The following is a 23,287-nucleotide window of genomic DNA, read 5'->3' on the forward strand; positions in this document are numbered from 1 at the left end:
GCCATTCATCCGGAGAGCGGCTTCCCTGATAAATTCATCCCATTCCAAGGAGGTTTTATCCTATGCTCGCTTTTCTGCAAAAGATTGGGAGAGCCCTCATGCTCCCGGTCGCAACGTTGCCAGCCGCAGCGATTTTGCAAAGCTTTGGTCTTCTCAAATTCGAGAAGGACCTCAATCTCGGCGCCTTTGGAGCATTTATGGACACGTACATCGCTCCGCTTTTGGCTGCTGGCGGTTCAGCCATTTTTGACAACCTGGCATTAATCTTTGCTATCGGTGTTGCGATTGGCTTGGCTGGAGATGCTGTTGCTGCTTTGGCCGCTGTCATTGCCTACGTCGTATTGACGAAAGTACTTGCAGCTGTTCCTGCTGCCATGCCTTTCATCGCGGATGATATAAAACTGAACATGGGTGTTATCGGCGGTATTATGGCGGGTGGTGTTGCAGCGTTTTTCTACAACCGCTACCATTCGATCAAGCTGCCAGAATGGCTAGGTTTCTTTGGTGGAAAGCGCTTTGTCCCGATCGTCACTTCCCTTTCCATGGTGGTCGTCGGCTTGATTTTCGGGATCATTTGGGGGCCCATCCAGATTGCCCTCGACTCATTGGGCTCTTGGATCGTAGGTCTCGGCGCAACAGGTTCTTTCTTGTTCGGTTTCTTTAACCGATTGCTCGTTCCATTTGGTCTGCACCACGTACTCAATGCGATTGCCTGGTTCCAAATCGGTGACTTTACCGATGCGACAGGAAAAGTGGTACACGGCGATTTGCATCGTTTCTTTGCGGGAGACCCATCAGCAGGAATGTTTATGACTGGTTTCTATCCGATCATGATGTTCGCACTTCCTGGAGCGGCTTTCGCTATTATTCACTCAGCGCGTCCTGAAAAACGCAAAGTAGTTGCTTCTATGTTTATTGGTGCAGCTCTTGCTTCGTTCCTGACCGGGATTACCGAGGTCGTCGAATTTGCTTTCATGTTCGCTGCTCCACTCCTGTATTTCGTTCACGCGGTATTGACGGGTGTGTCCGGGTATATCGTAACCTCTCTGGGCATCAAGCACGGCTTTGGATTCTCAGCGGGTCTGATCGACTACGGTATCAACTTCCATCTGTCTACAAATGCCTGGATGATCATCCCGATCGGTCTGGCATTCTCCGTGGTCTACTACGCCCTATTCCGTTTCATGATCGTGAAGCTGAACCTCAAGACCCCAGGGCGTGAAGATGACGAAGATCTGGCAGTTACAACTACGGGAAGGAACAATTCTATGCAGGAAAAAGCGATTCAAGTGCTCACTCACATTGGAGGAAAAGAAAACATCGTTAGCGTAGACGCTTGCATCACTCGTTTGCGCCTGGTTTTAAAAGACGACAAAAAAGTAAACGACAAAGCCTTGAAAGACCTAGGTGCAGCTGGTGTTATGCGACTGGGTCAAGGAAGCGTGCAAGTCGTCTTCGGAACCCATTCCGAGCTGCTAAAAGAAGAGATCAGCAAGCTGTAAAAGATAACGAATGCCCGGTCACGGTGAAGTCCGTACCGGGCTTTTTTCTGTTTCCTGAATGGGTAACGGACGCGACCCGGCATCATTCCCATCATGTGTCGTACTATATGGGCATCGCGCGTTGTTTTCCAACTCCTTTTCAAACATGACCAAGCGCTCGAGAAATCCCTCGCAAGCCGGCATACTCTGTGGCGCCATCATTTCAATTTCGTAAGCGACGGTCTTTCTCCATATTTCCAGCTGCCTTCTATTTGCCTCCCAAGCGTTCAAGCCACCCCACCCCTTTTGCTAAATCAGCAAATCATCCTGATAAAAAGGTCAAGCATGTTGCACCGTAGTTTTTTAGCCAATACCGGCAAATGATTAGCCTTGAAGTCATATTCTCCCTTCTCGTACTTCAAGTATGTCGAAGCATTTCGAAACCCGAGTGCTTCCGCCATTTCTTGCAAGGTCAGCTTGCACTCATTACGTCGTTGCGCGATAAACGGGAGGTTGAGTCGTTCCACCAGTTATCCCCTCCTGATTTGCAAAAATGGCAAATATTTATAGTTACATCATATCCTTTCAATTTTAGCAAAGTCAATACAGATTTTGTTATATTAGCAATCTTGTTTTTTCCGTTTTGGAAAATTGTTAGAATGTAATTGCCAAAACGATAAAGGTGGTTTCATGATGTCCATAGTTGGTCAACGCATTAAATGGCTGCGCGAACAAAAACAATGGTCACAACTTCAATTAGCTGAAAAGCTGGGCATACATAATACGGTACTTTCGCGGATCGAGTCAGGTGACAAGAAGGGCGTCGATGCTCATCTGATATCGAAAGTCGCAGATTTATTTGAAGTATCCACCGATTTTCTCCACGGTCGCACGGAGGAACCATCTTGGCAACGCGGTTCTGTCCGGGAAACACCGGCGACCTTTTTGGATGTCGATGGCCTGACAGAGAAGGATCTGATTGAGGTCAAGCGGCATATTGAATTTTTAAAGTGGAAGGCTTTGCAGGAAAAGAGCGAAGACCCTTCTTGAAGATTCATTAACGAATAACAGAAAAACCCCTGTCTCCAGAGGTTTTCATAGTGGCAAGCGTCAGGTGTACTCTCCTGATGCTTTTTTATATAAGCTGTGTTATTCTTCGCTGTCGTTAGCCATTTCGTCTGCATTCAACTCGATCCAGTTCTGCGACCAAGACTCAATTCCTTTGAGCACCGGAGTCAGAGCTTTCCCCATCTCCGTTAAGGAATACTCTACACGGACAGGAGCAGAATCAGTAAACACCTGCCGATGCACGAGTCCTTCCTTCTCCAAATCCTTCAAACGCTCTGAAAGTAGCCTTCCGCTTACTGGCAGGGCCCCTTCCAATGCACAGAATCGCTGTGGTCCCGACAACAACTGGTATAGGATTAGACCTGTCCATCGCTTCCCCAACAACTGCATACCTTTTTCGAACTTTGGACAGAGGGTAGACTGTTTCATAGGTATCACCTCATTCTCCTTCCAGTATAACGCTCTTTGTTCCATCCATCAAAACCAATGATGTGAATCAACCTTGAAAATTACACTTGCCAACTATTGGGATTTTATTGAATCACTTGACTTAGGAATTTATTATTGTATACTTACTAACGAAAAGTAACTTTATTACGCATTTAAATTTTCGGAGGGATTCATACATGTCTAATCGTTTTGAATGGAGCGCACTTATTCTACGTGTGATTGCTGGTCTGACTTTTGCCATTCACGGAGTGGCTAAATTCCAAATGGGGCTGGAGAATGTCGCTGGTTTCTTCGGGACCATGGGACTCCCTGCATTCATTGCTTATCTCGTAACCTTCTTGGAGGTAGTAGGCGGTATTGCCTTGATTCTGGGTCTGGGTACTCGCGTGTTCGCAGGTGCGTTGTCTGTTGTCATGCTTGGTGCGATCTTTAAGGCCAAGCTCGCTGCCGGCTTCCTTGGCGGTGAAGGCGGAGCTGGTTATGAATTGGATTTGGCCTTGCTTGCGATGTTGGTTTCTCTTGGAATTAGCGGCAGCACCAAGTTCGCGCTGGACGCTGTCCTGTTTGGAAAAAGATCGGTTGAGTAATGCCATTGTGAAACAAAAAGCCAAGTCGGAAGGCTCTCAAATGTGACCTTCCGACTTGGCTTTTTTATTCTTTTTGCGGTGATTCCTCGATCATTTTTTTATTGATGATCCTTATTTTGTCAGCTGGTGATTTCTCGTCCTTTGCACTAATAAATACGGAGTTATCTCCCGCTTCAAAAAACATGACATAATCCTGATCGGACATGCTCTTCTCTTCACTGACAGGCGCCCCCAAATTTTTACGGATCGTGTCCAGATTCGTTTCATTGAGATGAAGACCAGCCAAATCAATTCCATATACGCGATCTTGCCCATCAAAATAAATGAGTGCAGTCTCTAGCTTCTCAAAGACTTCATAGCGCCCGCCATCCCAATAATCCTGTTTCGTTACCTTTCCGTATAGCGCAGAAACCTCATCCCGCTTCATCCCGATGTGGATATCCAAGCCACTGATTTCGTTTTTGGTGAGCAGCTGCAAAAATTGCTCATCTAGATTAATTTGACGCACGGTAGCGGTTTGCTTCTCTTGCTTTTGGTCGCCACCGCTATTTCCCGCCTCTTGCTTCTGCTCAGTTACAGGCTGTGGTGTTGTATCCGTTGATACGTTCGTGTCAGGTGAACAGCCTCCTGCAATCAAGCCTGCCATTACGGTCATACACACCCATTTTCTCATTCGAATTCGCTCCTTTTCTTCCTCTTGAATGGTTTCATCGCAACTTCATCACGGGTAAGACGTATCTTTTAGTAAAAAGTGAGGTGTTGTATGATGCCACTCTGGTTACTCGTCGTACTTATTTTCGGAGGTCTCTTGCTGATTGGAGCCATCATCGATTGGATTGCCAAGCGCCGGAAGCAGAGAATCCTCATTGAGCGTAACAACCGTGATTCCCATTCCTTTGATGAAGGATACGATCCGAGAAACAAAGACGAATATCTCAATTGATAGACGCTGCTCCCCATCATTTGGTTACGAAACCGTACGTAGCAAAAAAAGACCCCGGAAAGGGTCCCCTCACACCACAATGCTGATGATAATTCCTGACAAAATGCTGACGAGTGTTGCCCCATATAACAGCCTCAATCCAAACCGGGCTACGACATTTCCTTGTCTTTCATTCAAGCCTTTTACCGCGCCAACAATCGTCCCGATAGAGCCAAAGTTCGCGAACGAGATCAAAAACACAGACACGATGGCCACGGTTCTTTCGCTTAACTGACCTTGAATCTTCGTAAAATCGAGGATGGCGACAAACTCGTTCGCCACTATTTTAGTAGCCATGATACTTCCTGCTTGTACGGCTTCATGCCAAGGAACCCCCATAAGAAAAGCGAGCGGAGCAAAGACATACCCTAACAACGCTTGGAACGAGATACCGAATACCGCACTGAAAAACCCGTTCACCATCGCAATGAGTGCAATAAATCCGAGCAACATCGCGGCAACGACCACGGCTACTTTAAATCCATCCAGAATATACTCCCCGAGCATTTCAAAGAAGGCCTGTCTCTCTTCTTTTTCTTGATCGAGCAAATCATCTTCCGGCTTCACTTCATACGGCGTAATAATGGAAGCAATGATAAAACCACCAAATAAGTTGAGTACCAATGCAGCTACCACATACTCCGGTTTAAGCATGGTCATGAAGGAACCCACGATCGACATAGACACGGTGGACATCGCAGAGGCGCACAGCGTGTACAACCTGTTTTCGGGAATCGCACCAAGCTGTTTTTTCACGGTAATAAACACTTCAGACTGCCCAACGATCGCCGAGGCAATCGCATTATACGACTCCAATTTTCCCATGCCATTCACTTTGCTCAATACGAGTCCTACATACTGAATAAATAATGGGAGGATTCTCGTATACTGCAAAATGCCTATCAGTGCCGATACGAACACAATAGGCAGCAAAACTTGCAAGAAAAATGGCGTCGCATCAGGATTCGCAATGCCACCGAAAACAAAATTAATCCCCTCGTAGGCGTACTTCAGAAGTGTGGAAAAACTGCTGGCAATGCCTGATATGAATATGAGTCCAATATTGGTTCGCAACAGCAGCAAGCCAAACACGATTTGAATCAGAATCATGATGAGGATAGGGCGATACCGAATGTGCTTTTTATCACTACTTGCCAGCCAAGCAAGCAAAAATACCGTGATCAAACCTATTCCTGCGATGATATAATTCATGCAACCAACTCCGATCCGCATATCTCGCTCCATAATCTTCCCAAAAGAGCACAAAAAAACCCTCCTGAACGATGAATAATCGAACAGAAGGGAGATGGGACAACTATATATCTGCAACGGCGATGGCCTCGATCTCAATCAGCAGCTCGTCCCTGATGAGCTTGCTCACTTCAACGGCAGAGCTCGCTGGCGGGGTTTCTGTATTCACGTACTGATCTCGAATCTCACGGACAATATGCATCTTGGAGATGTCCGTCACGAAAAAAGTCAATTTCACTACATGACCAAAGCTGACTCCTGCCGCTTCTAACGCGAATTGGATATTTTCAAAAACTTGTTTTGTCTGTGCGGCTAAATCGCCTATTCCGACCACTTGGCCTTCCTTGTTGAGTGCCACCTGGCCCGATACATAAATCGTCCGTGCGTTCCGAACCTCTACCGCATGGGTGTAGCCAAATGTAGGTGGCATTGTTTCAGGGTTAATAAATTTGATTCGCTTATCATTTTGCATTCGACATGCTCCCTCCGATTCACATTTGTTGGTAAGTCATTCTATCATATCCGAAAAATTCTGACCATTCTTCGAGTTCACAAAGAAAGAGAGGAAAGCCTCATGATGAATAACCCGTCTCCAACTAGGCTGAGGACGGGCTTTGTTTTTTACTGTTTTCTATTGGAGGAATTAAATTGATCAAATAGTCCGCTTCCAGAGCTTTTTGGCTGTTCTTTTTTGTTTGCGGCTTCAAATTGCTGAAACAGTCCGCCGTCATACTTCTTTTTTTCTTCTACTCTTATTTCTTGCTTTTTGGGTAGGGGCTGTTGAATCGGTGTTCTTTCTGGCTTTACAGGCTCTACATTCTTTTTCTTTCTCGTACTTTTCGTATTTTTCGTCATGATCCTGTTAGGAGGTTGCTTCTTCTTCTTTCTTTTTCTATTCATAAACCAATAAGATAAAGGAAAAATGCCGAGCATAATCATACCCGCTGTAATCAAATACAGCTTCCAGATCGATTGCCTTTTCTCTTCCGCTTGTTTTTCTTCCCGCATCTTTTGGACAACTTGTTCGAAATCACGAACCATATAGTTTTCTTTAACTGACGACAGGTTCTTTACAAAACCTACGGAACGGCTTCCATCATAGATAAAATGTCGCGGGGCATTGTTCACTGTCATCTGGTATATGTATCCTGTGGGGACCCCTGAATCTTGGATTTTTTCTTCTATCTCACCTAGAAGATCAGGAGAAGTTGGATCAATCATTTGGTCATATTCCAAAACTTCATAGTTCTTAAGTTCTTTTTTTCCCACTAACTGAATATTTTCTTCATTGTTAAACAGAAAATACCTCGGAATCCTATTGATATTCTTCCGATAGACTTTGTTTTTCGGGTAATTATGCAAGGCCATTTCGTTGCTATGCATGTCCAGTATCTGCTCTGACAGCAGTACCTCTTTTGCTTCTATGATAGGGAGGTTTTTCTCTAAGGCTTCATATTGAGGGAGCCATTGAATGGTACCATCCGAGCGTAAAAACAAGTAAATATCCTGATATTGAAAGGATGTCACATAGATTTGATCCGTTGGTAGGCTATGTAGATAAAACTCTTTTTCAAATGGTGTTGGATCGAAATTGTATGGGATGTTAAATACTGTTGCCCCATTAATCTCACTCTCATCTACCTCTTCTATCTGTCCGTTATTATGTACGGTAAAGTATAGGGAGCCATCATGAGTTGATTCCCCCCATATAGTCGTTTGATAAAATTGATTGGATCGTAAATGATATGGTCCAATACCCCTGTCGATTTGTAATAAGATTTCATCCCGCTTGATTCTTTCCTCTTCCGCAGCGGCTTCTTCGCTCGTCTCCTCGTCTGAGCTTGTCTCTTCTTCCGCATTTTCATCATCATCGTCGTCATCGTCATGCTTTTTGATTTTAACCGGCTTGGATGATTTGAAACCGCTTGACGGTTTTGCGCTTTTTATCGTGGAGCTTGAACTTTTGCTGGTTGAGCCTGAGCTTTTTCCTGAAGAGTACGAGCTTCTGCCCGACGAATAGGAACCTGTACTCGATGACCCTGAACTTCTGCCCGACGAATAGGAGCTGGTACTCGATGACCCTGAACTTTTGCCGGACGAATAGGAGCTGGTACTAGACGAACCTGAGCTTCTGCCTGAACTACTGGAGCTAGATGAACTTGAGCCTCTAGATGACGCTGGTTCTACAGGAAGGATTAATAGACTAATCATTACAGCGCTAAGAAAATAGGCAAGTAAGTTCCGCATGAAATATGACCCCTCTATGAACCAACCAATGGTTCTCTCTAGATAACAGTTAAATACTACCACCTCAGATCATGGAAATGCTACAAAATTCCTACCCTTCCTTCTTCACCCTCTTATGACTTTTTACCGAAAAGTCTATCCTGTATAATTTTTGGGAAATAGGAAAATAGAAAGAGAGGTTTTGTTAGTGACAACGGTATACGATAAAGCGAAATATCATTACGAAAACTTTGAGGAGGATCTTCCTCAAAAGCAGGCATACGTACATACAGGCTTTTTCATTGGCTGGTTGATTGAAAAGGATATGGTTAGCGAGGATTTCCAAAAGAGCTTTGAAAAACTAATCGCTGATTTTAAACAAAGGAAGATGACTGGTCCTGAAGTCTATGAGAAGACGGGTGGAGTATTTGCTAAAGACATGCTGACTGAAGAAGGAAACCAGTTCGCGATGTTTTACTTCGATTTCGATACGGGGGAGTATCGGTATCATTATCTAGAAGCGTTCGATTGTGAGCCGAGTGTGTATCACGTGGAAGATACTTGGGAGAATTACGACCATATTAAAAATTGGATCGACAATGAGTACGAGTACTGGTGCGAGAAAAATGAATAAGACCGCGTGAGTACGCGGCCAACAGTTAAGTCGGTATCCTATTTCTTCAGGATGAAATCAGACATGACTGCCTTTTCCCATTGGATTCCTTTTGGACTCACATTGGTGTAAAGGGTTATAGAGTCCGCATCTTCAACTACGGCTTTTAAATGAAAGCTCATGTCCTTGGGCTGCAAATATTCATCATACAGCTGTTGGTAGTTGGGATCGTTCTTTTCTTTTGCCGCTTTGATGTAGTCCACGGTGTCAGGGTCTTTCTCGAAGTTTTTGTATTTCACTTGATATCCGAATGTCGCTTCTACTTTTCCGTCAACGGTTTTCTCTTCGTAATCCGACAGGGTAAACTCGAGCAGCTCGTAGTAGGGAGAGAAAGCTTTCTTGCTCTCTTCTTGCAAGTAGCCCGCAATTTTGTCAAAGCTTGAAGAGCTGTCTACCGATTGTTTCTGTTCTGTGCCAGCATTCGTTACTTCTTTTGCAGGTGGCGCGGCAGTCTGATTTTGTACGACCGCATCTGAGCTGCAACCGCTGAAGAAAATCGCCAAGACCACAGTTATGACCACTTTTTTCAAAGAAAACTCCCCCTGATCTCGTTCATTATTTGCTACAAGTTATACGATCAGGACTCGCTGGATGTTACAGTATTTTCCAAATAGTTGGCAGTAGAGCTTGCGAGTTGGTAAATAAAAAAACCTTGATACATCAAGGTTTTTCCTACAATGGCGTCCCCGAGAGGATTCGAACCTCCGACCTACAGTTTAGGAAACCGTTGCTCTATCCTGCTGAGCTACGGGGACATTTTACATTCACTTCCATTATAGTGAAATCACTCGATTTTGGCAATTGAGGACCAGGGTGACCATGCCCCGGTCCTCCTTTGTTTTTTATCATTTGATCACGGTTCTTCCTGTGCCCGTTCCAGTACAGCTCCGGTGATCGCATCAATGGATGTTTCGATTCCTTTTTCCTTGTACACACGGTAGACAAGAAGCGCCTGCTTGTCAGTTGTGTTCTTTTTACCCGTCAAAATATACGTAAGCTCCAGAGGGTGATTTCTTCTTAGTGTTGCCTCAGCAGCTTGCTTGGAAATTGCCTTGGCAGGATCGGGAAAGCTCGTGGCCCCCTGTCCAAATGCACCTGACATGCCGACAACTTCCCCTGTGTTCGTATCCACAATCACTTCATAGGAGTGATCCACTACGGGAATGCCCTGATACAGCTTGGTAAATCGAAAGCGAACCTCGGCTGCTTCCCTGCTGGTGCCTGTCAGCTCCAGCTCTTTGATTGTCTTGTCCAAGTAGCGCTGCAAATGCTCAATCGCAGGCTGCAACAAGGCTTCCGGCGAAAGTCCCTGATTTTTGCCCAAAGAGGACCCTGCCTCCTGTTTGCGATTCATCCGATAAGATAGCAATTGCCCATTTTCATGTACCCGAGCCGTCAGTTCTTTTTCTTTCATTTCCCACTGATACTCGCGTACTCCGTCTCTCCCTACAGATGTCGTCCCTTGCCAATTATCCACAGCAAATGGCAAACCGAATTCCCTTACGAGCAAGGAAAGTGTCTCTTCACTTGCACCGGCTTTTAACGTTCTCCCCTCAGCAGCTATTGGTATGATACGTTTCCCCTCATCTCTCTGTATGGGAACGCCTTTGCCAGTAACCAAAGCTCCTGTATTGGCATCAATGAACCCGGAAATGTCAGACTCGTAGTGTAAGGAAGCTACTTCCCCTCCCTTTTCCCGGTAAACCAACCGCAATGTCGACGCAAGCGCTTCTTCCGCCTTTTCTTTGGATAGCACGGCCGTTGGTTTGGGAATCTGCACAAGAGACTGAAGTTGATCGGAGTCCTGAAAGATTTGAAAATTGGACACCTGATCGTCAATCATTTTAACGGTGTAGCTTGCTTCATAAAAGGGTATGCCATGAACAACCCGACTAAACCCAATGGTTCCTCGTTTTAGATCAGACTGGGAAGGATTGTATCGGTAATGCTTTCCTTGTTCCCCCAGCATCTCCAGCACGTATGTTTCTGCTTTTTTCACCAAGGGAGGGATTGGTAGTGCATCGGTTACGGCATCAGTCTGCTTGATCGGGGAGGTAGCTACTGGTGGTAAAGCCTTTTCTGGCTGTTTCTTGCGCTCTGTACGTACAGTAGTCGTCTCTGACCGATTCGTTTCGACAGGATTCATGACTTTATTCTCTTTTGTCGTGTTTGCTGAAGGGGGAGGAAACGGCGGCGGCTGTTTCGATTCGGGAGTGGGTACAGAAACAATAGTTGCAGAAGGTTGCTCATGCTTCATTGTATGCTCCCACAAAGTTTGAAGGGTCTGCTGCCCACTCTCTGTGGACACCCATCCTCCCAACAAAACAATTGCTGCAACGCCAGCCACCCGATTTGCCACACGTTGAAAATACAAACGACGCCTCAGTTGATTTGTAAGTAATTGTAAACGTCGTTGAGTCTCCCTGACATATTCCAGGCGAGGTGGCGATTCCGTTTCCTTTAGCCGTCTCAGTCGTTTTTCCAGCTCTTCTTCATGCCAGCTCATGTGGAATCCCCCCTTTCACCGAATCCTTCAGGAAATGCTGAAGCTTTTTCAGCGCCCGATGATAAACCACCTTGACCTTGGCCTCCGAAATAGCCAGAAGTTCCGCGGTCTCCCTGATGCTGTACCCTTCCACACTGCGCAAGATGACGACCATACGATAAGATGGTTTCAGTCTTTGCAACGCATCCTTGATCTCCCGCATTTCTTCCTTGTTATCCAGCTCTACTTCTGGTATCCCTTGCTTTGCTGTTAACCGCATCAGCCAGTTTTCAGAAACCAGTTCATACAGCTTCTGCTTGCGATAATGGTCGATAGCAATATGCTTTGCGATAGAGAACAGCCAAGTCTTTACTGCTACTCGTCCGTCGTAAGTCGGCAGTGCTTTCACGACACGGGTAAACACCTCTTGCGTCAAATCTTCCGTTTCATTCTGGTTACCCGTGAAATGCAGCAAGAAGCAGTAAACAGCCATGTAGTGCTGTTCGTAGATGCTCCCCATTTTCTCATAGAGGTCGTCATACATGCGCGCCCTCCTTTCTTGCGTAATTTCTATCCTCGGGCAGGATCAATCGGCTTCTTGGTCCTCTTCCTCCTGAACAAGCTTTCCTGTTAACGCATCAATTCGTTCCTTTACCCATGGATAGGCCGTAGCCAGTTTGTATACCAGGAGTGCCTTGTTCCCGTTATTTTCCGGATAAAAATACTCCAGTTCAAACTGCTTAAGGAATTCCTGCGCAGCCTGTTCCGCCGTTACCCCAGCCTTCAGATCAGGTAACTGCTCGGTGAATTTCGCTTTGCTAGACGTGTCCATTATCGTGACCTTTCCGTTAACGATGTGGACAAAGAAGCTTCTGTCCCGTACAGGTATCCCCTGATGCACCTTGACGAACTCAAATTGGAATTTCCCATTTTCTTCGCCATTGATGTGAGTTGTACTACCGATCTCCATCATTTCTTTCACGTCAATGGGGAGATATTTTTCCATTTCCTTGATAGCTCGCGCGCGTGCTTCTTCCTTCGTCATGCTATTTTTCTTTATTTTTGTCACTTCTTTAAAAAAGGACAGAATCTCTCCTGTTTCCTCCACAACACTTACTACCGTTTCATCGTCGGAATCTTCCCTCCATGTAAATACTTTGATCCCTGTTTGCGGAAAACTCTCTTCCTTCCATTCCTCTGCCTTTATGTCTAGGTCATGTTCCTGTTTCACATAAGCGGATACTTCCTCATTCGTTTTGGCCGTCAGTTTATTCGCTTTCGGCGTAACTTTCACGATTCCTCCGGGCAGCTTGTACTGCTGTTCCGGGACGTACAAGGACTTCCCTGTCGTTGCATCCAGATACCCCGAAAACATGGGCTCATACGTAAGCAGCTTCTCATCTGCCCAATAGGACAACGTCATGTGGGAGGCTACTGTTTTTGTCATTTGTTCCTTTGCCAAAGCTTCCTTTGGATCGGGGAAAGAGGTCTTTTCGAATGCAGGGATTTCATAGAAAAACCTAGAATCCGGTACGTGAGCAGAGCGGCCGGAGACAACCTCACCTTTGGCATTCAACTCTATACCTACACTCAAATTCGGATATAGCAACCCGTTTACGGATTTCGAAAAAACAACACCCCTTTTCGTAAAGGTCGGATTAAGCTGATAGCCATCCATCTTTGGACCGTACCACTCTTTCAGAAAAGCGGTTGCCTTTTCTTTAGACTCCTGCCACGTTGGTTTCTTGTCGCCTTCTGTTTTTTCTGCTGCCAGCCTGAAACTCATTAACTTCCCAGTATTCCGTTCAAATTCGATGTCTACCCTCGGTTCTTTTTGGTCTTTTTCTTTTTTCAGCTGAACGAAGATTGTATTCGGTTTCTCTTTATCAACCGTTACCGTCTTGAACGTATACTCCTTGAGATACGGCAATAGCTTCCGCGCTTTGACCAGTGCTTCGTCTACTGTTTTCATGACATCATCCGCTACACTTGCTTGATTTTCTGCTGCTAACGTTGCTCGCTGATACTCTCCTTGGGTGGCTAAAGCTACAGGTGTGGAGGCCAGGACACACATTGCTCCCATCACACATACAGCCTGCGAAATTGTTTTCTTCATAAGTTACTCTCCTCTTTGTATTGGTTGCTTGGATGCTGCTTGCTCTTTGTGTACATTGACTTATTCGTAGAAACACCCAAAAGGTTACACTTTCCAGAAAAAACAAAAAAACCTTGGCATTCCAAGGTTTTTTGCATCTCAAATCATAATTTGCTCAAAACATGCTCTTTTCCACAGTCAACCATAACAGATGGGCTTCATGATCCGCTGACGACCGGAAAAAGTGGCAATCTCCGTTACCCCCATTGAATGGAGGATCTCCAGATTCGCCGCCACGTATCTCCCAATATCGTCGGGAAAGTGCGCGTCGGACGAGAGTGTCAGTGGAACGCCATGCGCCACCAAAACGTCGAGGAAAGCAGGACTGGGGCACATTTCCTGAACCGGATAGCGGTAGTACAGGCCCGCATTGATTTCGGTTGCTGTATCCGTTTCTTTCAAAGCAGTTGCGATTTGGTGGTAATAGGGAACAAGCTCCGATTCCTCTGGGCGGTAGGAGAACACTTTCAGATTGTCCAGATGAGCAACAAAATCAAACAAGTTGCTCCTAATCATGGACTCAACTGTGCGGAAAAAGTCCGCGTATAGCTGTTTCAGGTCATGCTGCTCAAACAGATGGCGCGTCTCGGGATTGTCAAAGCCCCATCCTTGTAAAAAATGAACAGAACCGATCACATAATCCCACGAAGTGCCTGCCAGCAAGCTTTCCAATTCTGCTTCCCCGCCGATAAAGTAATCCGCTTCGATCCCCAGTCGCAACTCCACACCGCTTGCCGCCCAACGCTGCTTTGCTGCCTCAATGGCCACACAAAAGTCGCTGAAGCTCTCGGTGCATACTTGATCAAGCCACGTTCGCTGCAAGCGACCCAAATCGGTGTCACCCAGCTCCATATACCGTTCAAAGTAGGGACGGGCTTCACGAAAGCGGTATAAATGATCGACAATCCCCACTTCCTTCAAGCCTTTGTTTAACGCTTCACGCAAATACAGATCGATCCAGGACGGGTCGTATGCCCCAAGAGACATCCGGTTATTTAATCGCGCAAGACTGTCCAGCAGCCAGGCGCGGGTATGTCGAGGTTCAGTTAACGGATAAAAGTGGTCGAGGGCCAAATTGGTACGGTCGAGCCAACGCAATGAAAAAGGCCCTTCTTCCAGGTGAAGATGATAGTCGATCAGCATGTGAAGTCTCTCCTTTCCGGATGTTCGCTTATCCAGGTAGTTTGCATGCCAGACGAAAGCCATTCATCCGGCATCGGCTGGTCACAAACAACCGCGCTGACATCCTGCCAGCCGCAAATACGGAAAAATTGCGTTTGGCCGATCTTGGATGTATCTCCTAATACATAGACTTGCTCCGACCGCTGTACCATCATGGTCGAACACAGCGTTTCTTCCATGTCATAATCGGTGAAGCCATCAGCCGTCATTCCTCCACAGGAAATAAAAGCTTTATCAAAATGAAAACGAGAGAGTAGCTCGCAGGTAAACGCCCCGGCAACCGATTGTTGGGCCGGATGGGTCAGCCCCCCCAGCATAATGACCTGACCGTTGAATTGCTTGGCTTCCAACAGCTCGTTTAGTAAAGAAGCGGCGGGGAGCGAATTCGTGACTATCGTTAATTGGTTGATGCCCTTGATAGCACGTGCCAATTCCAGTGTTGTCGTCCCGACATCGAGCGCGATGGTATCCCCGTCAGACAAAAGTTCTGCCGCGATTTGCCCAATTTTCGTTTTTGCCGTCTGTTGGATCGCCTGTTTCTTTTCAAAGTGCGGCTCGCGTTTCGCCAAATGATAAGGGATTGCTCCTCCGTACACTCGTTTTAACAAACGTTGCTGTTCCAAATGGTCCAGATCACGTCGTATTGTCTCCGGTGTTACTGCCAGGTTTTTTGCCAGACTCATCACCTGAATTTTTCCGTGGCGGTTCAATTCGTCCAGAATCACTTGCTGTCGTTCTTCAGGCGATAGTGTCATAAAGCGGAATCACATCCTTGGGACTTACATACAATGTTTTTGTTGTGCCTATCTCCTCCTGCTCGAGGGACAGGTGAAGAGTGTCCACCAGTACAGGAACATCACCCATGTTCAGCTCGTAACGGGTAATGTTGCCAAGCATGGTTACCTGAGCGATATTCCCGGTCAAACAGATGTCCTCCCCAGCCAACCGCTGTTCGCGAAACGTCTCAGGGCGAATTGCGAATCGTTCAACTGCCGGATGAGACAGATTAGGCGCGATTCGGTTAAGCTGCTCGGCAGTCAGCACGTTGTAATTGCCGATGAAGCGAGCAACAAATTCAGAGCGAGGCTGGGTGTAAATCTCTTGAGGACTGCCGTGCTGAACAATTCGTCCACCATTCATGATATAGATGCGGTCACTGACAGCCATAGCTTCTTCCTGATCGTGAGTAACCAGTACAGTCGTCATGTTTAACTCACGTTGGATGGTGCGTAGCTGCTTTTGCAAATTTTTGCGAATCTGGGCATCGAGCGCACTAAGCGGCTCATCCAGCAGAAGCACTTTTGGCCGGGTAACCAGAGAACGGGCGAGTGCCACACGCTGCTGCTGGCCGCCAGACAATTCACGCGGGTAAGCCTGCTCTTTTCCCACCAATCCCACCAGCTCAATCATTTCCTGGACACGCAGCCGAATCTCCGTTTTCGAGATTTTGTTCATTTCCAGGCCAAAGGCAATGTTTTGACTGACCGTAAGATTGGGAAAGAGCGCATACGATTGGAACACCATGCCGATCTGCCTATTTTTTGGCGACACATCCGTCACATCTTTGCCGTCAATGTAGATCATGCCTGTATCAGGAGCCGTCAAACCACTGAGGATGCGTAACAGCGTACTTTTGCCACACCCGCTAGGGCCAAGCAAAGTGACCAGCTCACCTTTTTCAATCGCAAGATCGAGTTGCTGCAACACGTGTTGACCGTGAAAGGTTTTGGACAAGTGTTCGATTTGGACGTAGCTCATCAGGGGACCTCCTTGCGTGCGAAGCTTCGGCGCGTGAATTTTACAACCAGGCCAGTGATGATAGCCATTAGGACAAAATAAGTGACGGTAATCGCGCTGGCGACATGACCACTAGACGCTAGCTTGGCGTACAGATACATCTGAAGGGTTTCGTATCTTCCTCCCACCAAGATGTTAATCAGAACGAATTCACCAAATAAAATGGAGAACGACAAGAGTGAGGACACGAAAATTCCAGACATGATATTCGGAACGATAATCCGTACGAACGCCTGCCAGTGGCTCGCACCCAATAGCTCGGCTGCCTCCATCAACGAACGTGCCTGCATGGCAAGCAGGCTGTTGCGCGTTCCCTGATAAAGATACGGAAGCAAACCGACCAAATACGCCCCTGCGGTGATGATAACCATTGGAATTCCGTTTCCTGAATAAGTACGGATCAATCCGACCGCCATAATGACACCCGGAACAGCATAGGTCAGCATCACCAAAAGCTGAACCAGCCTCTCCATCCGGGGAGCGTAGACGATTATGGAGAATACAGCAGGAACAATAATGACCACGGCAACGACAGTCGTCAGAAAGCTGAGCAGAAAAGACCGCCCGAATGCCTGCAGGAATCGGGGATCGGCATACAGCTCCGCAAACCATTTTCCTGTGATTCCTTCCGGCAAAATCGTGCTGTTCCACTCAGTTGCCAGTGAGTACAGGATGGTAGCCGCTACAGGCAAAAACAAATACAGCATGACCAACGCAAACGACAAGGATGGCAAACTGATCCGCTTCAAGACAAATCCCTCCGAATCTTCCGCGTCAGCCACTCGTTCACGAGTAAGGCTCCGGCAAGCGTCAGGCCGAGCAGCACTGCGAGTGCGCTACCCAGCTCGGGTCTGGCAAAAATGTCGCCAGATACTAGCGCACCAATCCGAATGGGCACCAGATTGTAGTTGCTCCCGGTGAGCGCGTAGGCAGAAGCATAGGCACCCATTGCATTGGCAAACAGAATGCTGAATGTGCCGACGATGCCTGGAAGCAGTACCGGGAAACCGATCCTCAGCCAAAACTTCCAGGGACTAGCCCCAAGCAGCTCGGCCGCTTCCATCCATTGCTTCTGAATAGCGTTGTACAGGGGATACAAAAGCATTACCGCCAGCGGCAGTTGAAAATAAATATAAACAAGCGTCAAGCCGCTCCATGAATACAGAGTAAATGACTGTCCAAAATCAATCCCCAGTTGCTTCGCGAGCAACACAAACAATCCACTGTTTCCCAACAGGACAATGAAGGCAAATGCGAGCGGAATTCCCGCAAAATTGGAGGTTAGATTGGTAATGACAAGCACTCGCTGTTGCAGAGATTGCGGGAAACGGGTAATCGCGTAGGCGGCGAAAACAGCAACGACGATTCCAATGAGAGCAGATAGGAACGAGATGAGCACGCTGTTCTCAAAAGCCTGCAAGTAATACGGATTTGAAAAAATCTCCCGATAGTGACTGATTGTAAAACCGCCGCCCCCCTCAGCCTGAAAGCTCCCTCCAATCATGGAAAGCAATGGGACGAGGAGAAACAGAGCGATCATTGCAAAGAACGGAATCGTCGTGATCCAAAGCATACTGACAAATCGTTTCATCGCAAAAGCTCCTTTCTTAGAGGAAAAGACGCCCCCTTAGGGAGACGTCTTACTCAGCCCTCCTACGCTCAATGGCTGCATCCCTTTCGAGGGGGAAATGCCGAGCAAATGGCAGGCAAGCGGAGCCACCTGCAATTGCGGAATTGCCTCCTCGCGAATACCGGGAGATATCAGGTCGCTGATGACAAACAAAGGGACGTCCCGGTCAGCGCTAGAAGTGCCACCATGATTTCCATCGTCTGTCATCCCGTGATCGGCTGTTACAATGATTTGATAACCCGCATCGATCCACGCAGGAAGCACATTGGCCAGTATCGAATCTGCCGCCAGAACGCGATTTCGATATCGTGCGGAATCAGCCGTATGCTTATGTCCGTCATCATCGATATTCATGGAATGGACGTAAAGAAAATCCGGATTGTACCCATTCAACAAAAAGTTGGCGTCAGCAAATAGGTGTGTATCTGGATAGTGATCTTCCCAGTAGAACATCCCGTTTTGTATCGGCTTGTCGGTGTTCAATTGGATTCGGTCGTAAAACGGATTGAACGGAGCCTTGTTATAAAGCTCGCTTACCCAGCAATAAGCGGCAGCAGCGTTGGACATTCCGTTTTTCTGCGTCAGGTGAAAGAGACTCTCCTGGTGCGAAAGCCGAACCGTCTGATTGCTGGAAATGCCGTTCTTCCACACAGGGGTTCCCGTTAAAAGAACCTCGTACAAAGGGCGAGAGAGACTGGGTAATTCCGATCGCACCTGAAAGCGGGCCGCAATGCCGTACTCAACCAAATGATGCAGGTACCCCATGTGCGTGACGGCTGTGTCAAACCTCAATCCGTCGAGCACAATCATGGCCAGCTTTCTAGCGCACATGGATTAACACCTTCTCTTGCCATAACTGCGGCAATTTTTTGGCTGTCTCTTCCCAAGCAGTCAAATCGCCAACCGGACGTGCGTTTTTATACATGTCATCCGGGAGCAGCATGGCTTTAGCGGATTCATCCAGCTTGGCGTTAGCGCGAATCGGTCGTGCATAGCCGCGAGCCAAATTGGACTGTCCAGCGTCGGAGAGAATGTATTCACGAGCCAGCATGGCAGCGTGTGGGTGCTTGGCGTACTTGTTGATAACCGTAGCGTATCCGCTGCTGACTGATGCTTCTTCCGGGATGAGGACATCAAAGCGGTTTTTGTCGATTTTGTCCCGATACCCGAGCGCGTTGAAGTCCCACAAGATAGCAACTTCGACCTCACCCTTTTCTAGATTGGCAAGACTCGGATCGCTCGTACTGAGCCGCTTGTTCTTTGCCAGCTCAGCGAAAAAGTCAATGCCGGGCTGAATATTTTTCTCATCTCCGCCATTTGCATAGGCGGCAGCCAGAACGGCAAATTGCGCCTGGTTCGCTTTCATGACATCGCCAATCGCGACCTTGTAGCTTCCGTTTTTCAAATCTGCCCAGGACTTGGGAGGATTTTGCACCTTTGTCTTGTCAGTGATAAAAGCCAGTGTTCCCGTATAGCCCAGCAGCCAATGTCCTTCATCATCTTTTGCCCAGTCGGGAATGTCGTTCCAGTAAGAGGTTTTATAAGGCAGCGTCAGCCCTTTTTGCTTGGCTAACGGTCCAAAAGCGATGCCTACGTCACCGATGTCTGCTGTGGCGTCTTCTTTTTCTGCTTCAAACTTAGCCAATTCTTCTGCGCTCGACATGTCGGTGTCCGTATGCTTCAAGCCATATTCCTTTGAAAGATTGCTCCAGGTCTCCCCCCAGTTTGCCCACGTGTCCGGCATTCCCACGGAGTTGACTTCTCCCTCCTGCTTTGCTTTTTCCACGATTTGATCCAGGGTCAATTGCGACGTATCCAGAGAAGTGCCTGATTTCGTCTCGGTGGCACATCCCGCAAGCAGAAAAACGGAAGTCATGACAACAACGGTTCGTTTCCAGCTTAACTGGTTCCCTCTCATCTTTAAGGCCCCTTTTCGTTTTTATTTGTGTTTGATTCTTTGGTTTTTTCTAACCCAATCGTAAACAACCAAAATGAAACTGATATAAATGCGTTGTTAAAAAGCTATTAAGACTCTATGAAAAATAGAAGTGAACGCAAAAAGTGGCCCTCTGAATACCAGAGAGCCACCTAGTCCTTCGTTTTCCTGTTTAATTATGAGCAAATTGCTCCTCTTCCGTCGATCCGCTGAGCGCAGTCGTAGAAGAATTGCCGCCAGAGATAACCTGCGCAACCTCATCAAAGTACCCGGTACCGACTTCACGCTGATGACGAGTGGCTGTATAGCCATGTACTTCGCTAGCAAACTCAGCCTGCTGCAACTCAGAGTATGCAGCCATTCCGCGATCACGATAGCCACGCGCTAGTTCAAACATGCTGTAATTCAGGGAGTGGAAGCCAGCAAGCGTGACAAATTGGAACTTGTAGCCCATCTCTCCGATCTCTTCCTGGAAGCGAGCGATGGTCTGTTCATCCAGCTTCTTTTTCCAGTTGAAAGAAGGAGAGCAATTGTACGCTAACAGCTTGCCCGGATATTTGGCATGAATCGCTTCTGCAAAACGGCGTGCTTCCTCCAGATTCGGCTCAGAAGTCTCGCACCAGATCAAATCTGCATAAGGAGCGTACGCTAAACCACGTGCAATCGCTGCATCCAATCCGCCGCGTAGACGGAAGAATCCTTCTGCTGTTCGTTCACCTGTCAGGAATGGTTTATCCTGCTCGTCAATGTCGCTGGTGATCAGGAAAGCGCCATTGGCATCGGTACGCGCCACGATAATCGTCGGGACTCCCATCACATCTGCTGCAAATCGAGCAGAAATCAGATTACGCACAGCTGCTTGCGTCGGAATCAGTACCTTTCCGCCCATATGTCCGCATTTTTTCTCGGAAGCAAGCTGGTCTTCAAAATGCACCCCTGCTGCCCCCGCTTCAATCATACCCTTCATCAATTCGAAGACGTTCAGTGGGCCACCAAAGCCCGCTTCTGCGTCTGCTACAATCGGAGCAAACCAATGTGTATCGGTACCACCCTCTGATTGATCGATCTGATCAGCCCGTTGTAATGCCTGATTTATTCTTTTTACGACTTGTGGAACACTGTTTGCCGGGTAGAGGCTTTGATCAGGATACATCTGACCAGACAGATTGGCATCGGCCGCTACCTGCCAGCCACTCAAATAAATCGCTTTTAATCCTGCCTTTACCTGCTGAATCGCTTGATTCCCGGTCAAAGCCCCCAACGCTTTAATATGATGCTCGGTATGCAAGAGGTTCCACAGACGCTCTGCTCCGAGACGAGCCAGCGTATGTTCGATTTGTACAGAACCGCGCAAACGAATGACATCTTCTGCCGTATATGGACGTGTAATTCCTTGAAAACGCTCGCCTCGCCAGCTTTGCTCCACCTGTTGAATCGCTTCTTGCTTGTTTACTTTCGTCATTTTCATTTCCCCCACTCATTTTTATTTTTACAAATAGCGATAACCCGGTACCGTTAGGAAGTCTTCAAAATCTTCTGTCGTTACTAATTGCAAGAACAGATCACCAGCAGTCGGATACTTGCTGTTGTTGTACCTCTCCTGGCCGATTGCTTGCTTGATCGCTTGCAGCTCCTCACTCAGCCACTGCTTCACCAAGCCTTCCGTCACCTTTCTACCATCCTGCAAGACTCCATGACGGTGACGCATCCATTGCCAGACTTGTGCCCGCGAAATTTCTGCTGTCGCCGCATCCTCCATCAGATTGTTGATTGGCACAGCCCCAGAGCCTCGCAACCAAGCCTCGATGTACTGCAAGCTGACGCTAATATTCGTACGGACACCCGCTTCTGTAATCGTGCCCTCAGGGACTGCCAGCAGTTGCTTAGCAGATACGTCTACGTCTTCACGTTTGTACCAGATTTGGTTCGGCTCTCTCATCAAGCGATCGAACACTTCCATGGCTACTGGTACTAGCCCTGGGTGAGCAACCCAAGTCCCATCATGTCCATCGTACGCTTCCCGCTCTTTGTCAGCCCGCACTTTGGCGATAGCTTCTGCATTTTGTACCGGGTCATTTTTCACCGGAATTTGTGCAGCCATTCCGCCAATGCAAGGCGCCATCCGTTTATGGCAAGTCTTCACGGCCAGCGTGGTATATGCTTTCATGAACGGAACTGTCATGGTTACTTGCGCACGATCCGGTGTAATCACATCAGGCTGATTCCGCAGTTTTTTGATATAGCTGAAAATGTAATCCCAACGTCCGCAATTCAGCCCTGCACTATGCTCGCGCAGCTCATACAGAATCTCATCCATCTCAAAAGCTGCGAGAATCGTTTCGATCAATACGGTCGCGCGAATCGTGCCGCGTGGAATATTTAATTCTTCCTGGGCGAAAAGGAAGACGTCGTTCCAGAGTCGAGCCTCCAAATGGCTCTCCAGTTTCGGTAAGTAGAAATACGGTGCTGTTTGATTCGCGATAAGAGCATCTACGTTGTGGTAAAAGTAAAGGCCGAAGTCAAGCAGGCTGCCAGAGATCGGTTTTTGATCAAGGAGAATGTGCTTTTCTTCAAGATGCCAGCCACGAGGACGCACGATCAAAACCGCCGTCTTTTCATTGAGGCTGTATGATTTGCCTTCTGGACTGATGTAAGAGATCGTGCGGCGCACCGCATCCTTCATGTTGATTTGGCCTTGGATGGTGTTCTCCCAGGTCGGTGAGTTCGCGTCCTCAAAGTCAGCCATGAAAAGCCGAGCACCCGAGTTCAGCGCATTGATGACCATTTTCCGGTCACCCGAAGGTCCCGTAATCTCCACCCGTCTGTCTTGCAAATCTTTGGGCAACGGAGCAACAGTCCAATCTCCTCTACGAATGTCCGCTGTTTCCTGTAGAAAATCGGGCAGTTGACCTGCATCGATCTGCAATTGACGCTCCACGCGTTTAGCCAACAATTGTTGTCGTCTGTCGCCAAACCTTTGCTCCAGCTTCATCACGAATTGGATTGCTTCTGGTGTCAGGATATCTTGATAACCAGGGTGCATCTCACCAGAGATCTGTACCTCCAGCGGATATGGATTCGTTGGTACGGTAGTCAAAACAGCTCCTCCTCCCTCAACTTAAAGTTATTATGGTACAGATTAATAAAATATTTTTTATTATATAACAGCGGTGGCAAAAAAAATGTCCTTATTCCTGATACCCGCTGCCACTGCAATGGCTGCAGCTTACATGCCCGTCTCCCAAGCAATTGTGGCAAGCCGCTCCGTTGGCATCACGACCAACGCCTCCACATCTTGGGCAATTTTGTTCTCCGTTTCCTTCACACCGATAGCAGTCCATTCTCCATTCCTCCCTCTCTGTATTAAAACAATATTCTTAAAAT

General features: G+C 47.4%; 24 protein-coding genes, 1 tRNA gene and 1 pseudogene. 5 read left to right on the forward strand and 21 right to left on the reverse strand.

Annotated elements, in window-relative coordinates; genetic code table 11:
* Positions 1–62: 62 nt before the first annotated feature.
* Positions 63–1,502, forward strand: coding sequence for an N-acetylglucosamine-specific PTS transporter subunit IIBC (gene nagE / locus C7R91_RS09265; protein ID WP_047074386.1), 1,440 nt, complete (start codon positions 63–65; stop codon positions 1,500–1,502).
* Positions 1,503–1,520: 18 nt separating this feature from the next.
* On the opposite strand, the gene C7R91_RS09270 is transcribed toward nagE, so the two are convergent.
* Together C7R91_RS09270 and C7R91_RS09275 are read right to left on the reverse strand one after the other, a co-directional pair.
* On the reverse strand, positions 1,521–1,772 hold the full coding sequence (locus C7R91_RS09270; RefSeq protein WP_047074384.1) for a hypothetical protein: 252 nt from the start codon (positions 1,770–1,772) through the stop codon (positions 1,521–1,523).
* Between the two features lie 23 nt (positions 1,773–1,795).
* On the reverse strand, positions 1,796–2,008 hold the full coding sequence (locus C7R91_RS09275) for a helix-turn-helix domain-containing protein (RefSeq protein WP_047074382.1): 213 nt from the start codon (positions 2,006–2,008) through the stop codon (positions 1,796–1,798).
* Between the two features lie 163 nt (positions 2,009–2,171).
* On the opposite strand from C7R91_RS09275, the gene C7R91_RS09280 reads away from it, so the two are divergent.
* The gene (locus C7R91_RS09280; RefSeq protein ID WP_236697986.1) at positions 2,172–2,531 is read left to right on the forward strand and encodes a helix-turn-helix domain-containing protein; all 360 of its coding nucleotides are present in this window, start codon (positions 2,172–2,174) and stop codon (positions 2,529–2,531) included.
* Between the two features lie 99 nt (positions 2,532–2,630).
* Here C7R91_RS09280 and C7R91_RS09285 read toward each other — a convergent pair whose 3' ends face one another.
* A complete protein-coding gene (locus C7R91_RS09285) occupies positions 2,631–2,978 on the reverse strand; it encodes a winged helix-turn-helix transcriptional regulator (RefSeq protein ID WP_047074380.1) in 348 nt (115 codons plus the stop codon).
* Positions 2,979–3,175: 197 nt separating this feature from the next.
* On the opposite strand from C7R91_RS09285, the gene C7R91_RS09290 reads away from it, so the two are divergent.
* Entirely contained in the window at positions 3,176–3,586 is a 411-nt protein-coding gene (locus C7R91_RS09290) for a DoxX family protein (RefSeq protein WP_047074379.1), read from the forward strand.
* Positions 3,587–3,650: 64 nt separating this feature from the next.
* On the opposite strand, the gene C7R91_RS09295 is transcribed toward C7R91_RS09290, so the two are convergent.
* On the reverse strand, positions 3,651–4,259 hold the full coding sequence (locus C7R91_RS09295; RefSeq protein ID WP_047074377.1) for a hypothetical protein: 609 nt from the start codon (positions 4,257–4,259) through the stop codon (positions 3,651–3,653).
* Positions 4,260–4,349: 90 nt separating this feature from the next.
* Between C7R91_RS09295 and C7R91_RS29135 the strand changes: the two genes are divergently transcribed.
* Positions 4,350–4,529 carry a hypothetical protein gene (locus tag C7R91_RS29135; RefSeq protein WP_047074375.1) on the forward strand — a complete coding sequence of 60 codons (180 nt, stop codon included), beginning with the start codon at positions 4,350–4,352 and terminating at the stop codon, positions 4,527–4,529.
* Between the two features lie 69 nt (positions 4,530–4,598).
* On the opposite strand, the gene C7R91_RS09300 is transcribed toward C7R91_RS29135, so the two are convergent.
* The 3 genes from C7R91_RS09300 to C7R91_RS09315 all read right to left on the reverse strand — a co-directional run bounded on the left by C7R91_RS09300 (position 4,599) and on the right by C7R91_RS09315 (position 8,066).
* Positions 4,599–5,780: a NupC/NupG family nucleoside CNT transporter gene (locus tag C7R91_RS09300; protein ID WP_047074534.1), complete on the reverse strand. Its 1,182-nt coding sequence runs from the start codon at positions 5,778–5,780 to the stop codon at positions 4,599–4,601.
* A 103-nt stretch (positions 5,781–5,883) separates the two neighbouring features.
* Positions 5,884–6,291, reverse strand: coding sequence for a RidA family protein (locus C7R91_RS09305; protein WP_047074373.1), 408 nt, complete (start codon positions 6,289–6,291; stop codon positions 5,884–5,886).
* Between the two features lie 149 nt (positions 6,292–6,440).
* Positions 6,441–8,066 (reverse strand): hypothetical protein, encoded by a 1,626-nt coding sequence (locus tag C7R91_RS09315; RefSeq protein WP_236697985.1) that lies wholly within the window; start codon positions 8,064–8,066, stop codon positions 6,441–6,443.
* A gap of 187 nt (positions 8,067–8,253) precedes the next feature.
* Here C7R91_RS09315 and C7R91_RS09325 point away from each other — a divergent pair, with 187 nt between their 5' ends.
* The gene (locus C7R91_RS09325) at positions 8,254–8,679 is read left to right on the forward strand and encodes a DUF7832 domain-containing protein (RefSeq protein WP_047074371.1); all 426 of its coding nucleotides are present in this window, start codon (positions 8,254–8,256) and stop codon (positions 8,677–8,679) included.
* Positions 8,680–8,717: 38 nt separating this feature from the next.
* Here the strand turns inward: C7R91_RS09325 and C7R91_RS09330 are convergent, their stop codons facing one another.
* The 14 genes and pseudogenes from C7R91_RS09330 to aceB all read right to left on the reverse strand — a co-directional run bounded on the left by C7R91_RS09330 (position 8,718) and on the right by aceB (position 23,020).
* On the reverse strand, positions 8,718–9,248 hold the full coding sequence (locus tag C7R91_RS09330) for a hypothetical protein (RefSeq protein WP_047074369.1): 531 nt from the start codon (positions 9,246–9,248) through the stop codon (positions 8,718–8,720).
* Between the two features lie 148 nt (positions 9,249–9,396).
* Positions 9,397–9,473, reverse strand: a tRNA-Arg gene (locus C7R91_RS09335).
* A gap of 98 nt (positions 9,474–9,571) precedes the next feature.
* On the reverse strand, positions 9,572–11,224 hold the full coding sequence (locus C7R91_RS09340; RefSeq protein WP_047074367.1) for a YcdB/YcdC domain-containing protein: 1,653 nt from the start codon (positions 11,222–11,224) through the stop codon (positions 9,572–9,574).
* Complete coding sequence (locus C7R91_RS09345; RefSeq protein ID WP_047074366.1) at positions 11,211–11,747, reverse strand: RNA polymerase sigma factor; 537 nt, start codon at positions 11,745–11,747, stop codon at positions 11,211–11,213. The genes C7R91_RS09340 and C7R91_RS09345 overlap by 14 nt, the downstream gene beginning before the upstream one ends.
* Positions 11,748–11,789: 42 nt before the next feature.
* The gene (locus C7R91_RS09350; protein ID WP_047074364.1) at positions 11,790–13,319 is read right to left on the reverse strand and encodes a YcdB/YcdC domain-containing protein; all 1,530 of its coding nucleotides are present in this window, start codon (positions 13,317–13,319) and stop codon (positions 11,790–11,792) included.
* A 177-nt stretch (positions 13,320–13,496) separates the two neighbouring features.
* On the reverse strand, positions 13,497–14,501 hold the full coding sequence (locus C7R91_RS09355; RefSeq protein ID WP_047074361.1) for a histidinol phosphate phosphatase domain-containing protein: 1,005 nt from the start codon (positions 14,499–14,501) through the stop codon (positions 13,497–13,499).
* Complete coding sequence (locus C7R91_RS09360) at positions 14,495–15,295, reverse strand: DeoR/GlpR family DNA-binding transcription regulator (RefSeq protein ID WP_047074359.1); 801 nt, start codon at positions 15,293–15,295, stop codon at positions 14,495–14,497. Before C7R91_RS09360 ends, C7R91_RS09355 begins: the two co-directional genes overlap by 7 nt.
* The gene (locus C7R91_RS09365) at positions 15,279–16,298 is read right to left on the reverse strand and encodes an ABC transporter ATP-binding protein (RefSeq protein WP_047074358.1); all 1,020 of its coding nucleotides are present in this window, start codon (positions 16,296–16,298) and stop codon (positions 15,279–15,281) included. The genes C7R91_RS09360 and C7R91_RS09365 overlap by 17 nt, the downstream gene beginning before the upstream one ends.
* Positions 16,298–17,086: an ABC transporter permease gene (locus C7R91_RS09370; protein ID WP_047074356.1), complete on the reverse strand. Its 789-nt coding sequence runs from the start codon at positions 17,084–17,086 to the stop codon at positions 16,298–16,300. The genes C7R91_RS09365 and C7R91_RS09370 overlap by 1 nt, the downstream gene beginning before the upstream one ends.
* The gene (locus tag C7R91_RS09375; protein WP_047074354.1) at positions 17,083–17,928 is read right to left on the reverse strand and encodes an ABC transporter permease; all 846 of its coding nucleotides are present in this window, start codon (positions 17,926–17,928) and stop codon (positions 17,083–17,085) included. Before C7R91_RS09375 ends, C7R91_RS09370 begins: the two co-directional genes overlap by 4 nt.
* 36 nt (positions 17,929–17,964) lie before the next feature.
* Complete coding sequence (locus tag C7R91_RS09380; protein WP_047074353.1) at positions 17,965–18,798, reverse strand: alkaline phosphatase family protein; 834 nt, start codon at positions 18,796–18,798, stop codon at positions 17,965–17,967.
* Positions 18,788–19,885, reverse strand: a complete 1,098-nt coding sequence (locus C7R91_RS09385; protein WP_047074351.1) for an ABC transporter substrate-binding protein — start codon at positions 19,883–19,885, stop codon at positions 18,788–18,790. Before C7R91_RS09385 ends, C7R91_RS09380 begins: the two co-directional genes overlap by 11 nt.
* 190 nt (positions 19,886–20,075) lie before the next feature.
* Positions 20,076–21,365: an isocitrate lyase gene (aceA, locus tag C7R91_RS09390; RefSeq protein ID WP_047074349.1), complete on the reverse strand. Its 1,290-nt coding sequence runs from the start codon at positions 21,363–21,365 to the stop codon at positions 20,076–20,078.
* A 27-nt stretch (positions 21,366–21,392) separates the two neighbouring features.
* Positions 21,393–23,020: pseudogene (gene aceB / locus C7R91_RS09395) on the reverse strand (malate synthase A).
* Between the last annotated feature and the right edge of the window lie 267 nt (positions 23,021–23,287).

Origin of the sequence: Brevibacillus formosus (assembly GCF_003013405.1) — a bacterium.
Taxonomy (GTDB): Bacteria; Bacillota; Bacilli; order Brevibacillales; family Brevibacillaceae; genus Brevibacillus; species Brevibacillus formosus.

Excerpts from the sequence above, each read along its gene's own strand:
- nagE (WP_047074386.1), top strand. The coding sequence starts at position 63 with ATGCTCGCTTTTCTGCAAAAGATTGGGAGAGCCCTCATGCTCCCGGTC.
- C7R91_RS09280 (WP_236697986.1), top strand. The coding sequence starts at position 2,172 with ATGATGTCCATAGTTGGTCAACGCATTAAATGGCTGCGCGAACAAAAA.
- C7R91_RS09285 (WP_047074380.1), bottom strand. The coding sequence starts at position 2,978 with ATGAAACAGTCTACCCTCTGTCCAAAGTTCGAAAAAGGTATGCAGTTG.
- C7R91_RS09290 (WP_047074379.1), top strand. The coding sequence starts at position 3,176 with ATGTCTAATCGTTTTGAATGGAGCGCACTTATTCTACGTGTGATTGCT.
- C7R91_RS09295 (WP_047074377.1), bottom strand. The coding sequence starts at position 4,259 with ATGAGAAAATGGGTGTGTATGACCGTAATGGCAGGCTTGATTGCAGGA.
- C7R91_RS29135 (WP_047074375.1), top strand. The coding sequence starts at position 4,350 with ATGATGCCACTCTGGTTACTCGTCGTACTTATTTTCGGAGGTCTCTTG.
- C7R91_RS09300 (WP_047074534.1), bottom strand. The coding sequence starts at position 5,780 with ATGAATTATATCATCGCAGGAATAGGTTTGATCACGGTATTTTTGCTT.
- C7R91_RS09305 (WP_047074373.1), bottom strand. The coding sequence starts at position 6,291 with ATGCAAAATGATAAGCGAATCAAATTTATTAACCCTGAAACAATGCCA.
- C7R91_RS09315 (WP_236697985.1), bottom strand. The coding sequence starts at position 8,066 with ATGCGGAACTTACTTGCCTATTTTCTTAGCGCTGTAATGATTAGTCTA.
- C7R91_RS09340 (WP_047074367.1), bottom strand. The coding sequence starts at position 11,224 with ATGAGCTGGCATGAAGAAGAGCTGGAAAAACGACTGAGACGGCTAAAG.
- C7R91_RS09345 (WP_047074366.1), bottom strand. The coding sequence starts at position 11,747 with ATGTATGACGACCTCTATGAGAAAATGGGGAGCATCTACGAACAGCAC.
- C7R91_RS09350 (WP_047074364.1), bottom strand. The coding sequence starts at position 13,319 with ATGAAGAAAACAATTTCGCAGGCTGTATGTGTGATGGGAGCAATGTGT.
- C7R91_RS09355 (WP_047074361.1), bottom strand. The coding sequence starts at position 14,501 with ATGCTGATCGACTATCATCTTCACCTGGAAGAAGGGCCTTTTTCATTG.
- C7R91_RS09360 (WP_047074359.1), bottom strand. The coding sequence starts at position 15,295 with ATGACACTATCGCCTGAAGAACGACAGCAAGTGATTCTGGACGAATTG.
- C7R91_RS09365 (WP_047074358.1), bottom strand. The coding sequence starts at position 16,298 with ATGAGCTACGTCCAAATCGAACACTTGTCCAAAACCTTTCACGGTCAA.
- C7R91_RS09375 (WP_047074354.1), bottom strand. The coding sequence starts at position 17,928 with ATGAAACGATTTGTCAGTATGCTTTGGATCACGACGATTCCGTTCTTT.
- C7R91_RS09380 (WP_047074353.1), bottom strand. The coding sequence starts at position 18,798 with ATGTGCGCTAGAAAGCTGGCCATGATTGTGCTCGACGGATTGAGGTTT.
- C7R91_RS09385 (WP_047074351.1), bottom strand. The coding sequence starts at position 19,885 with ATGAGAGGGAACCAGTTAAGCTGGAAACGAACCGTTGTTGTCATGACT.
- aceA (WP_047074349.1), bottom strand. The coding sequence starts at position 21,365 with ATGACGAAAGTAAACAAGCAAGAAGCGATTCAACAGGTGGAGCAAAGC.